The sequence below is a fragment of the Dyella sp. SG609 genome, from assembly GCF_012275375.1.
Taxonomy (GTDB): Bacteria; Pseudomonadota; Gammaproteobacteria; order Xanthomonadales; family Rhodanobacteraceae; genus Dyella_D; species Dyella_D marensis.
Genome location: NZ_JAAZQJ010000010.1, coordinates 135689 through 147145, shown reverse-complemented (window position 1 = coordinate 147145; position 11457 = coordinate 135689). Strand labels below are relative to the sequence as shown.

Sequence of the window (11457 nt, the reverse complement as noted above, 5' to 3'; positions counted from 1 at the left end):
CCGGCGCGCCGCTCAGGCCAGGTTGTCGGCCGCGAACTCCCAGTGCACCAGCTGCCAGAACGCCTGCAGGTAGTTCGCGCGGGCGTTGCGGTAGTCGATGTAGTAGGCGTGTTCCCACACGTCGGCCACCAGCAGCGGGCGGTCGGCGCCGGTCAGCGGCGTATCGGCGTTGGCGGTGTTGACGATGGCCAGCTGGCCGTCCGGCCGCTGCACCAGCCAGGTCCAGCCCGAGCCGAACTGCGCGGCGCCCGATTTGGCGAACGCTTCCTTGAACGCGTCGAGCGAACCGAAGTCGCGCACGATCAGGTCGGCCAGCAGGCCTTGCGGCGCGCCGCCGCCGCGCGGGCTCATCGAGTTCCAGTAGAAGCTGTGGTTCCAGGCTTGCGCGGCGTTGTTGAAGATCGCGCCGGAGGCGCGGCGCACGATCTCCTCCAGCTCCAGATTTTCGAGTTCGCTGCCGGCGATCAGCATGTTGAGGTTGGTGACGTAGGCGCGGTGGTGCTTGCCGTAGTGGTATTCCAGCGTTTCCGCGGAAATATGCGGCGCCAAGCCGTTGAGCTCGTAAGGCAGCGGCAGCAGTTCGATAGCCATGCGTAGCGTTCCTTGGGGTGCTTTGTTGGGGGAGGAATTCAGGCGCGGGCCGGCGCCGCGCGCCGCGCGACCGGCAGGCCCAGCGCGACCAGCAGCGCGAAGCCGCCGAGCAGCCACAGCGCCGCGGCGCGCGCACCGGGCACGCCGCCCGGCTCGCTGAGGCCGGCGGCATTCGCCACCCAGCCGGCCACCGCCGCGCCGAGCGACATCGCATAGAGCTGCACCGTCGAGATCGACGAAGAAGCCAGCGCGCCCTCTTCCGCCGGTGCCGCTTCCAGCAGGCGCGTGAGCAGATGCGGCCAGGCCATGCCGATGCCGAGCCCGACGCAGGCGAGGAACACACAGAGCGCGCCGAAACCGATGCCTTGCGCCGCGGCGGCCGGCCGCTGCAACTGCCAGGCGAGCAAGGCCAGCGCCACGGCCATCAGCAGCGGCCCGAAGCGGATGCAGCGCGCGCCGAACGCACGGTCGCGGCCGGCGCTGAGCATGGAACCGAAGCTCCAGCCGGCCGCCATCACCGCGGTGAGATAGCCCGCTTCCAGCGGCTCGTGGCCGAGGATGGTCTGCAGGAAATACGGCACGAAGATCTCGACCGTGCTTCCGATCACCAGCAGCGCCATCACCAGATAGAGCGAGCGCAGACGCGAAGGCGCATACGAGCCGGTCGGCAGCAGGCGTACCTGCGCATGTCGATCCGCGCGCACGATCAAGGCCGCCAGCGCGAGGCTGATGCCGATACCCAGGCATTGCAGGGCGCGCGACGCGGCGAGGCTGGCCATCGACACCGCCAGCACCGACAAGGCGAGCAACGCCAGGCGCCCGCCCGGCACCGCCGCGCGCTCGCCGCCCGCCGGCGCGGAGGGCAGCCAGGCCAGCACGATAGCGCCCAGCACCGCCACCGCCGGCAGCAGGCTCCAGAACGCCCAGCGCCATTCGCCCAGCTGCGCGAACACGCCGCCGATCGCCGGCCCCGACAAGGTGGCGATGCCCCACATCGCCGAGACCAGCCCCATCGCACGCGACCACAAGGCCGGCTCGAACACCTGGCGGATCAGCACATAAGCCAGCGACACCAGCACGCCACCGCCCAGCCCCTGCAGGCTGCGGCCCGCCAGCAGCCACGGCATCGACGGTGCGGCTGCGCAGACCAGCGCGCCGACGGAGAACACCGCCAACCCGAGCAAGTACGCGCCCTTTCCGCCCAAGCGCCCCGCCAGCGCCGCCGCCAGCGTGGCGCCGATGATCGAAGCGACCACGAATACCATGGTGTTCCAGGCGTAGTACGCCAGCCCGCCGATATCTCGCACGATCGACGGCATGATCGTGGTCACCACGTAGATATTGACCGCATGCAGCGCCGTGCCACCCGCCAGCGCCACCGAACGGACGCCGTTGCGCCCCGAAAGAAGATCCGCCCAGGAGGCGGAAGCCATCGCCGTTGCCATGCTTTCCTCGACAATGCGCGCCGGGCGCGCCAATATCCAAGTTATGACTTGGGATATTAAACCCGACCACGGGAATTAAACAAGCATGAGCTTGGATAATATCGAAACCAGCGAACGCATCCTGCGCCAGCTCAAGACCTTCGGCCCGCAAGGCAGCACCGCCCTGGCCGAAGCCCTGGGCGTCAGCACCGAGGCGATCCGCCAGCAGGTGCAGAAGCTGCTGGACGAGCAACTGATCGCCGGCGAACAGGAACGCTCCACCGGTGCCGGCCGCCCCCGCCAGCTGTGGTCCCTCACCGCCACCGGCCACGCCCGCTTCCCCGACGCCCATGCACAACTGGCCGTCGACCTGATCGCCTCCGTCCGCGCCCTGTTCGGCGAAGCCGGCGTCGACCAACTGGTCGACGCCCGCCGCGAAGAAAACCGCCGCCAGTACCTGCAGACCACCGCAAGCGCACGCACCCTCGCCGACCGCATCCGCCGCCTCGCCGCCATCCGCGATCGCGAGGGCTACATGGCCCGCGCGGAAAAAGACGGCCGCGACTGGCTATTGATCGAAGACCACTGCCCGATCTGCTCCGCCGCGCGCGCCTGCCAGGGTTTCTGCCGCGCGGAGCTGGAGCTGTTCCAGGAAGTGCTCGGCGAAGAAGCAAGCGTGAAACGCGAACAGCACCTGCTCGCAGGGGCCCGCCGCTGCGTCTACCGCATCAGTCCGCGCAAGCCAGTGCTGACGCCAGTTAAACTCAGCTAATTCATCTGCAGCCGCTTGCCGCGACCTTCAGCGCACCACTCCGCCCCGCCCCTCACCCTGCCCTCTCCCCGGAGGGGAGAGGGGTGATGGCGTGAGGTGTGCAGGAACGAAGAGCAAAAGCTGGCCTAGGTCACTGAAAGTCCTCTCGGCCACGGCACGTTGAAGCAGCCGCTACGTAAACGCACTGATGTTTCGTGTAGACCCAGGTTAATCAAGTTACCGCAGCCGCCCACCGCTCCTTCTAGTCGCGTCGCGAGCCTTTGACTTGAGGCCATTTCTCTTTGGTTACTTTCTCTTTGGGCCAGCAAAGAGAAAGTGACTCGGGCGCCGGCAGGCGTCCGAAATGCCCGCTGCATAAGCGGCCAAGTCGCGACAACCGCACCTAGTCGCTACTGGATCCCGGCCTACACCGGGATGACGAGCAAAACGACCAGCGTGAATGACCTTCGACACTGTCGAACACTTCCCCAGGCTGCCTAGCCTGCGCGGCTAGCCGCGCCCTCCCGCCGCACCCGCCACCCAAGGGGACCCACCATGAAACACATCAAGCTGGCCCTGGCCATCTCCCTGGCGCTGTCCACCGTCGCCATCGCCGGCCCCGCCGGCAACCTCGACATCAAGGAACTGGACAAGAAAATCGCCCCCTGCGCCGACTTCAACGGCTTCGTCAACGCCAAGTGGGTCGCCGCCCACCCCATCCCGCCGGACCGCACCCGCTGGGGCTCCTTCGACGCCCTGCGCGAAGACAGCCTGAGTGCGCAGCGCACCATCGCCGAAGCCGCCGCCAGGCATCCGGCCCAAGCCCAGGCCGGTTCGATCGAACAGAAGATCGGCTACCTCTACGCCTCCGGCATGGACGAAGCGGCCATCGAGAAAGCCGGCTACGACCCGATCAAGCCGCAGCTCGCGCGCATCGATGCGCTGAAGAACGGCGCCGACGTCGCCGCCTATATCCGCGACAGCTACGCGCGCGGCGACGGTGTGGCGTTCCGCTTCTCCGGCAGCCCGGACTTCAAGGACTCCAGCCGCCAGATCGCCTACGCCGGCCAGGGCGGCCTGGGCCTGCCCACCGCCGAGTACTACAGCAAGCCGGACTTCGCCAGGATCCGCGAGGCCTATGTCGCCCACGTCGCGCGCACGCTGCAGCTGGTCGGCGTGAACGCCGCCGATGCGCAGGCGCAGGCCAAGGCGGTGATGGCGTTCGAGACGCGCCTGGCCGCGGCCTCGCTGCCGCCGGTGGAACTGCGCAAGCCGGAAAACCGCTATCACTACGTCAGCTTTGCCGACGCCGGCAAAGTCACGCCGCACTTCGACTGGGCCGCGTTCTTCCAGGCCCAGGGCGCGGACGTGAAGGACGGCTTCTCGCTGTCGCATCCGAAGTTCTTCGCCGAGTTCGACCAGATGCTGGCGCAAACGCCGGTAGCCGACTGGCAGGCCTACCTGCGCTTCCACGCGGTGGACAGCGCCGCGCCCTACCTGTCCACGGCCTTCCAGCAGGAAGACTTCGACTTCAACGCCAGGACGCTCAACGACCAGAAGGAAATGAAGGCGCGCTGGAAGCGCACGCTAGACGCGGTCAACGACAGCATGGGCATGGCGCTGGGCCAGCTCTACGTGGCGCGCTATTTCTCGGCCGAATCCAAGCAGCGCGCGCAGGGCCTGGTGGACAACCTGCGCGCCGCCTACAAGTCGCGCATCGAGAACCTGGAATGGATGAGCGCCGAGACCAAGCGCAAGGCGCTGGAGAAATGGGCCAGCTTCACGCCGAAGATCGGCTATCCGGACCAGTGGCGCGACTGGAGCGGCCTCACGCTGAAGCCCGGCGATTACTTCGGCAATGTGCAGGCGGCGGCCAAGTTCAACTACGACTACATGGTGGGCAAGATCGGCAAGCCGGTGGACCGCAGCGAATGGGGCATGACGCCGCAGACGGTGAACGCCTACTACAACGCGCAGAAGAACGAGATCGTGTTCCCCGCCGCCATCCTGCAGCCGCCGTTCTTCGACGCCAAGGTGGATGACGCGCTGAACTACGGCGGCATCGGCGCGGTGATCGGCCACGAGATGGGCCATGGCTACGACGACCAGGGCAGCAAGTTCGACGCCCAGGGCAACAACGTCAACTGGTGGACCGATGCCGACCGCAAGGCCTTCGACGAGCGCACCGCCAAGCTGGCCGCGCAGTTCAACGGCTACGAGGCGCTGCCCGGCAAGTTCGTCAACGGCCAGTTGACCATGGGCGAGAACATCGGCGACCTGGGCGGCCTCAACGCCGCCTACGATGCGCTGCAGATGGCACTGGCAAAGAACCCGGCCGAAGCGAAGCGGAGCATCGACGGCTACACCCAGGACCAGCGCTTCTTCCTCAACTGGGCGCGCGTGTGGCGCGGCACCATCCGCGATGCCGCGCAGCTGACCCTGCTCAACACCGATCCGCATGCGCCGGCGAAATTCCGCGCGATCGGCGCGCCGTCGAACATGGCGGCGTTCGCGCAGGCGTTCCAGTGCAAGCCGGGGGACAAGATGGTGCGCTCGGGCGAGCAGCAGGTGAAGATCTGGTAAGCACGAATGGCATGCATATGAAAACCCCGCGGGTGCGAGCCTGCGGGGTTCTCTTTATCGACTGGCGGAATCGCCCGAAGCGTCGTCATCCCGGCGCAGGCCGGACGAGCGTAGCGCGAAGAACACCCGAAGGGTGGCCCCGAAGGGGTGAGCGAAGCGAGTCATCCAGTAGCGAGGCGCTACAACGATGCGTGGCGCGAAAAGGCACTGCCTTGGAGCGTTGGCATATCACCGGGCACTTCCGCCACTGGATCCCGGCCTGCGCCGGGATGACGAGCGAAATGCGCAGCGCCATTTCTCCTCGCATTACAGCAGCAGCTTGCGCACCTTCAGCAGCGCGGTGATGAAGGCGTCGATCTCTTCGCGCGTGTTGTAGAAGGCCAGCGAGGCGCGCAGCGTGGCCGGCACGCCGTAGAACTGCATCAGCGGATGCGCGCAGTGGTGGCCGGAGCGCACGGCCACGCCCTGCAGGTCCAGCAGGGTGGCCAGGTCCGTCGCCTGCGCGCCGTCGATCAGGAACGAGATCACCGGCTCCTTCTCCCGGGCCTCGCCGAAGATGCGCAGGCCGGGAATCTCGCGCAGGCGCTCGGTGGCATAGGCCAGCAGTTGCTGTTCCCACGCGTGGATGGCTTCGAAGCCGACCGAGGCGTAGTAGTCGATCGCCGCCGACACGCCGGCGAAGCCCGCGATATTCGGCGTGCCCGCCTCGAAGCGGTGCGGCGGCTCGGCGAAGGTGGTGCCGCTGAAGCGCACCTCGCGGATCATCTCGCCGCCGCCGAAGAACGGCGGCATCGCCTGCAGCAGTTCCTTGCGCGCCCACAGCACGCCGGTGCCGGTGGGCGCCAGCATCTTGTGGCCGGTGATCGCATAGAAATCGCAGCCCAGCGCCTGCATGTCCACCGGGCGGTGCGGCACGGCCTGCGAGCCATCCACCAGCAGCGGGATGCCGCGCTTGCGGCATTCGCGCGCCAGCTCGCGCACCGGGTTGACCGTGCCCAGCACGTTGGAGACATGGCCCACGCAGGCCAGCTTCACTTCGGGCGTGAGCAGCTTGAGGTATTCCTCCACGATCAGCTCGCCGCGCTCGTCGATCGGCGCCGGCTTCACGGTGGCGCCGCTGCGCGCGGCCACGATCTGCCACGGCACGATATTGGCGTGGTGATCCATCACGGTGGTGACGATGGCGTCGCCCGGCTGCAGCTGCGGCAAGGCGTAGCTGTAAGCCACCAGGTTGATCGCCTGGGTGGTGCCCGAGGTCAGCACGATCTCGTTGCGCGAGCCGGCATTGAGGAACGCCGCCAGCTTGTCGCGCGCGCCCTCGTAGGCGGCGGTGGCTTCCTCGCCCAGCAGATGCACGGCGCGCGAGACATTGGCGTTGTGCAGACGGTAATGCTGGTCCACCGCCTCGATCACGCTGTGCGGCTTCTGGCTGGTGTTGGCGTTGTCGAAATACACCAGCGGCTTGCCGTGCACGCTGCGCGCCAGCAGCGGGAAGTCGGCGCGGATGCGCTGCACGTCGAAGGCGGTGGGAAGCTGGGCTTGGGCGTTCATCGGCTGGGGATCCGGTGGCGTGGGCTTCATTCGGCCGGCAGGTGGGCCAGCAGCAGCTGCGAGACGTGCTCGCGCAGCGCCTCGTTCGGCATCGCCTGCAGCACCGCGCGGCAGAACGCGGCGGTCAGCATGGCGCGCGCCTCGGCGTGCGGGATGCCGCGCGAGCGCAGGTAGAACAGCGCGCGCTCGTCGAGCTGACCGACCGTGGCGCCGTGCGCGGCCTTCACTTCGTCGGCGTAGATTTCCAGTTCCGGCTTGGTGTCGATCTCGGCCAGCGCGGACAGCAGCAGGTTCTTGCTGCTGAGCGAGGCATCACTGCCGTCGGCGCCTTCGGCCACCACGATGGCGCCGCGGAACACGCCGCGCGAACGCTGGTCGGCCACGCCGCGCCAGATCGATTCGGAAGCCGTGTTCAAGGCCGCGTGGCGCACCGCCAGCTGGGTGTCGACGTGCTGGCGGCCGTGCAGCGCGAACACGCCATGGGTGGCGAGGCGCGCTTCGTCGCCGGCCAGTTCCGCGCGCAGGTCGTGGCGCACCAGGGCGCCGCCGAGTTCCTGCACGTGCATGGCCGCCTGCGCACGCGCGCCGAGGCGGAGCTGGCTGCGCCGGATCAGGGTGGCGTCTTCGGCGGCATCCTGCACGATGGCATAGTCGAGCCGGGCACCGTCGCGCAGCACCACGTCGCTGACCACGGTGGCCAGCTGCTTCTGCGCGCCGAGGGAAACGTGGTGTTCGACCAGGGCCAGTTCGGCGCCCTCTTCCAGCTCGACGATGGTACGCAGGTGCCAGGCCAGGTCGCCCTCCGCCGGCGCGCCGGCGAACAGCAGATGCACCGGCCTGGCGATCGCTTTACCAGCGGCGACGCGCAACACCACGCCGTCGCCGGCCAGCGCCGCATTGAGCCGCGCGAACGCGTCGCCGGCTTCGCGGTAGCGATGCGACAGCGCGAAACGCAGGCCTTCGGCATCCTCGCCCAGCGCCTGCGACAGCGGACGCAGGCTCAGGCTCGCGGGCAGCGCGGCCAGCGAAGAGAGATCAGCACGGAACGCACCGTTGACGAACACCAGCCGCGGACCGTCGACACCCGGCAAGGCCAGCGCCGCGGCATCGACCGCACGCGTGGCCGCCTGCGCGTCGCGATGCGCGAAGCGGCGCTGCGCCAGCGCGCGCAGCGCGGTGTATTTCCAGGCTTCCACGCGGGTGTCGGGCAGGCCGGCAGCGGCGAAGGCGTCGAGGTTCTCGCGCCGCGCCGCGTCCAGCCAGGCGACGCCGCTGCCGGGCAGGCGCGCCAGCGCCTCCGCTTCGGGCAGCGAGGCGACGAACGGCGTGCGCGCCGGCTCGCTCATGCCTGCGCTCCGGCGGGGCTGCGCTCGTTGACCCAGGCGTAGCCGTGTTCTTCCAGCTTCAGCGCGAGCGACTTGTCGCCGCTCTCGACGATGCGGCCGTCGGCCAGCACGTGCACGAAGTCCGGTTCGATGTAATGCAGCAGGCGCTGGTAGTGGGTGATCATCAGGAAGGAGCGCTCGGCCGAACGCAGCGCGTTCACGCCCTGCGCCACCTGCTTGAGCGCGTCGATGTCCAGGCCGGAGTCGGTCTCGTCCAGGATCGCCAGCCTCGGTTCCAGCACGGCCATCTGGAAGATCTCGTTGCGCTTCTTCTCGCCGCCGGAGAACCCTTCGTTCACCGCGCGGTGCAGCAGCTCGTCGGAGATCTGCATGATCTTCAGCTTCTCGCGCACCAGCTTGAGGAACTGCATGGAATCGAGTTCCGCCTCGCCGCGCTGCTTGCGCTGCGCATTGAGCGCGGCGCGCAGGAAATAGGTGTTGTTCACGCCGGGGATTTCCACCGGATACTGCAGCGCCAGGAACACGCCGGCGGCGGCGCGCTCTTCCGGCTCCAGCGCCAGCAGGTCGCGGCCTTCGAAGCTCACCGAGCCTTCGGTCACCTCGTAGCCGTCGCGGCCGGAGAGCACATTGCCCAGGGTGGACTTGCCGGCGCCGTTCGGGCCCATGATGGCGTGCACCTCGCCGGGGTTCACGGTAAGCGTGAGGCCCTTGAGGATGGACTTGCCCTCGACGCGGGCGTGCAGGTTCTCGATCTTCAGCATGTCACTTCAAATCCGCGGAGTTCTTGATGGAGCCGGAGCAGGTGTCGCCTTCCTGGGCGCCGTCCAGCCAGACCTTGAGTTGTTCGGTGCGCTGGCGGGTGAGCTTCGCCTTGGCGCCGGTGTAGCAGGTGGGATACATGCTGCCGTACTGGACGCGCGCGTCCTGGCCCTTGGCCACCGGATAGAGCGCTTCCAGCTCGGCGTCGCGGAACTGCAGCCACAGGCGCTGCGAGGCCTTGAGCTTGTCCAGGAACTGCGGCTGGTCCTTGTACTTGGCCAGGATGCTTTTCCACACGCTGTTGAGTTCGGCGTCGGCCTTGCTGAAATCGGCGCCGGCGCAGGCGTCGATCTCCAGCTGCGTACCCGGCGCCTTGCAGTCGGGCTGCTGGGCCACGGCCGCCAGCGGCAGCGCGGCGCAAACAAGGAAAGCGAGCGCGCGCTTCATCCGACGGCTCCTTCCAGCGATACCTCCAGCAGCTTCTTCGCTTCCACCGCGAATTCCATCGGCAGCTCGCGGAACACCTGCTTGCAGAAACCGTCGACGATCATCGACACGGCGTCTTCCTCGCTGATGCCGCGGCTGCGGCAGTAGAACAGCTGGTCGTCGGAGATCTTCGAGGTGGTGGCCTCGTGCTCGACGATGGCGCTGGGGTTCTTCACTTCCATGTACGGGAAGGTGTGCGCGCCGCAGCGCTTGCCGATCAGCAGCGAATCGCACTGGGTGTAGTTGCGCGCGCCCTCGGCGCCCTTCTCCACCTTGACCAGGCCGCGGTAGGCATTGGAGCTGCGGCCGGCGCTGATGCCCTTGGAGACGATCTTCGACTTGGTGTGCTTGCCGATGTGGATCATCTTGGTGCCGGTGTCGGCCTGCTGGCGATGGTGGGTGAGCGCCACCGAATAGAACTCGCCCACCGAGCGGTCGCCGCGCAGCACGCAGCTGGGGTATTTCCAGGTGATCGCCGAACCGGTTTCCACCTGGGTCCAGGAGATCTTCGAATCCGCGCCGCGGCAGTCGCCGCGCTTGGTCACGAAGTTGTAGATGCCGCCGACGCCGTTCTCGTCGCCCGGGTACCAGTTCTGCACCGTGGAGTATTTGATCTGCGCGCGTTCCAGCGCCACCAGTTCCACCACCGCGGCGTGCAGCTGGTTCTCGTCGCGCATCGGCGCGGTGCAGCCTTCCAGGTACGACACGTAGGCGTCGTCCTCGCACACGATCAGGGTGCGCTCGAACTGCCCCGTGTTCATCGCATTGATGCGGAAGTAGGTGGACAGCTCCATCGGGCAGCGCACGCCCTTGGGCACGAATACGAAGGAGCCGTCGGAGAACACCGCGGAATTGAGCGCGGCGAAGTAGTTGTCGCCGGTGGGCACCACGCTGCCCAGGTATTGCTGCACCAGGTCGCCGTGCTCGCGGATCGCCTCGCTCATCGAGCAGAAGATCACGCCGGCCGCGGCCAGCTCCTTGCGGAAGGTGGTGCCGACGGAGACCGAGTCGAACACCGCGTCCACCGCCACGCCGGCCAGCTTGGCGCGCTCGTGCAGCGGCACGCCGAGCTTGTCGTAGGTTTCCAGTAGCTTCGGGTCGACTTCGTCCAGCGACTTGGGGCCGGCCTTGGGCGCGGCGTAGTAGCTGATCGCCTGGTAGTCGATCGGCGCGAGGTTCAGCTTGGCCCAGTCCGGCGACGGCATGGTCAGCCAGTGGCGATAGGCCTGCAGGCGCCACTCGGTCATCCATTCGGGCTCCTGCTTGATCGCGGAGAGCTGGCGGATGATGTCCTCGTCGAGGCCGGGCGGCAGGCTGGTGGTTTCGATGTCGGTGACGAAGCCGGCCTCGTAGCGGCGGCCTAGCGCTTCCGCTACTTCGGCGTTGTCGCGCAGCAGCGTGGCGGCGCTGGCTTCGACGGCCGTGTTGCTGGGTTCGTGAGTCATGCGGTGGTCCTGCTTTTCAGGGTGCTGAGTGCGACGGTCGCCACCGGCGGCGCGGGTTGCGGCTTGAGCATGTCGGCGAGGCTGACGGCGCGCAGGGCGTTGTCCACCACGTGGCTCACCAACCGCCAGCTGCCGCGCACGTTGCATTGCGATTCGCGCTCGCACTGCCCCGTGGCGACGCCGCATTCGGTCATGCCGATCGGTCCTTCCATCGCTTCCACAATCTGCGCCAGCGAGATGGCTTCGGCCGGACGCGCCAGCCGGTAGCCGCCGTTGACGCCGCGGAACGATTCGACCAGCCCCGCGTGGCTCAGCGACTTCAGCAGCTTGCTCACGGTGGGCAGCTCCAGCCGCGCCTCGTCGGCGATCTGCGCGGTGCTGAGCACGTCGTGCGGATGCACGGCGATGCAGGTCATCACCACCGTGGCGTAATCGGTAAGGCGGCTGACGCGGAGCATGGGGACGGAAGGCGGCGGGGATCGGGGAATCGGGACCAAAATGGTACGGATTAAGCGGGTTCG

At 67.8% G+C, this 11457-nt stretch carries 10 protein-coding genes; 2 read left to right on the top strand and 8 right to left on the bottom strand.

The features are described 5' to 3' along the window. Positions 1-12: 12 nt before the first annotated feature. Both FHW85_RS17385 and FHW85_RS17380 read right to left on the bottom strand, forming a co-directional pair. Positions 13-591, bottom strand: a complete 579-nt coding sequence (locus FHW85_RS17385; protein ID WP_168649082.1) for a Fe-Mn family superoxide dismutase — start codon at positions 589-591, stop codon at positions 13-15. 38 nt (positions 592-629) lie between these two features. After that, positions 630-2024 carry an MFS transporter gene (locus tag FHW85_RS17380; RefSeq protein ID WP_210427837.1) on the bottom strand — a complete coding sequence of 465 codons (1395 nt, stop codon included), beginning with the start codon at positions 2022-2024 and terminating at the stop codon, positions 630-632. A gap of 97 nt (positions 2025-2121) precedes the next feature. Between FHW85_RS17380 and FHW85_RS17375 the strand changes: the two genes are divergently transcribed. Continuing rightward, positions 2122-2787 carry a transcriptional regulator gene (locus tag FHW85_RS17375; RefSeq protein ID WP_168649080.1) on the top strand — a complete coding sequence of 222 codons (666 nt, stop codon included), beginning with the start codon at positions 2122-2124 and terminating at the stop codon, positions 2785-2787. A 534-nt stretch (positions 2788-3321) separates the two neighbouring features. After that, positions 3322-5349, top strand: a complete 2028-nt coding sequence (locus FHW85_RS17370; protein ID WP_168649079.1) for a M13-type metalloendopeptidase — start codon at positions 3322-3324, stop codon at positions 5347-5349. A 306-nt stretch (positions 5350-5655) separates the two neighbouring features. On the opposite strand, the gene FHW85_RS17365 is transcribed toward FHW85_RS17370, so the two are convergent. The 6 genes from FHW85_RS17365 to FHW85_RS17340 are packed head-to-tail and all read right to left on the bottom strand — an operon-like array spanning position 5656 to position 11394. Continuing rightward, positions 5656-6900: a cysteine desulfurase gene (locus FHW85_RS17365; protein WP_168649078.1), complete on the bottom strand. Its 1245-nt coding sequence runs from the start codon at positions 6898-6900 to the stop codon at positions 5656-5658. Between the two features lie 26 nt (positions 6901-6926). Then, complete coding sequence (sufD, locus tag FHW85_RS17360; RefSeq protein ID WP_168649077.1) at positions 6927-8246, bottom strand: Fe-S cluster assembly protein SufD; 1320 nt, start codon at positions 8244-8246, stop codon at positions 6927-6929. Next, entirely contained in the window at positions 8243-9007 is a 765-nt protein-coding gene (gene sufC, locus FHW85_RS17355) for a Fe-S cluster assembly ATPase SufC (RefSeq protein ID WP_168649076.1), read from the bottom strand. The genes sufD and sufC overlap by 4 nt, the downstream gene beginning before the upstream one ends. A 1-nt stretch (position 9008) precedes the next feature. Then, the gene (locus FHW85_RS17350; protein WP_168649075.1) at positions 9009-9452 is read right to left on the bottom strand and encodes a lysozyme inhibitor LprI family protein; all 444 of its coding nucleotides are present in this window, start codon (positions 9450-9452) and stop codon (positions 9009-9011) included. Beyond that, positions 9449-10936, bottom strand: a complete 1488-nt coding sequence (gene sufB, locus FHW85_RS17345) for a Fe-S cluster assembly protein SufB (protein ID WP_167252162.1) — start codon at positions 10934-10936, stop codon at positions 9449-9451. Before sufB ends, FHW85_RS17350 begins: the two co-directional genes overlap by 4 nt. Continuing rightward, positions 10933-11394, bottom strand: a complete 462-nt coding sequence (locus FHW85_RS17340) for an SUF system Fe-S cluster assembly regulator (RefSeq protein ID WP_167252163.1) — start codon at positions 11392-11394, stop codon at positions 10933-10935. Before FHW85_RS17340 ends, sufB begins: the two co-directional genes overlap by 4 nt. Between the last annotated feature and the right edge of the window lie 63 nt (positions 11395-11457).

Coding starts and splice junctions, on each gene's coding strand:
- FHW85_RS17385 (WP_168649082.1), bottom strand. CDS start 591: ATGGCTATCGAACTGCTGCCGCTGCCTTACGAGCTCAACGGCTTGGCG.
- FHW85_RS17380 (WP_210427837.1), bottom strand. CDS start 2,024: ATGGCTTCCGCCTCCTGGGCGGATCTTCTTTCGGGGCGCAACGGCGTC.
- FHW85_RS17375 (WP_168649080.1), top strand. CDS start 2,122: ATGAGCTTGGATAATATCGAAACCAGCGAACGCATCCTGCGCCAGCTC.
- FHW85_RS17370 (WP_168649079.1), top strand. CDS start 3,322: ATGAAACACATCAAGCTGGCCCTGGCCATCTCCCTGGCGCTGTCCACC.
- FHW85_RS17365 (WP_168649078.1), bottom strand. CDS start 6,900: ATGAACGCCCAAGCCCAGCTTCCCACCGCCTTCGACGTGCAGCGCATC.
- sufD (WP_168649077.1), bottom strand. CDS start 8,246: ATGAGCGAGCCGGCGCGCACGCCGTTCGTCGCCTCGCTGCCCGAAGCG.
- sufC (WP_168649076.1), bottom strand. CDS start 9,007: ATGCTGAAGATCGAGAACCTGCACGCCCGCGTCGAGGGCAAGTCCATC.
- FHW85_RS17350 (WP_168649075.1), bottom strand. CDS start 9,452: ATGAAGCGCGCGCTCGCTTTCCTTGTTTGCGCCGCGCTGCCGCTGGCG.
- sufB (WP_167252162.1), bottom strand. CDS start 10,936: ATGACTCACGAACCCAGCAACACGGCCGTCGAAGCCAGCGCCGCCACG.
- FHW85_RS17340 (WP_167252163.1), bottom strand. CDS start 11,394: ATGCTCCGCGTCAGCCGCCTTACCGATTACGCCACGGTGGTGATGACC.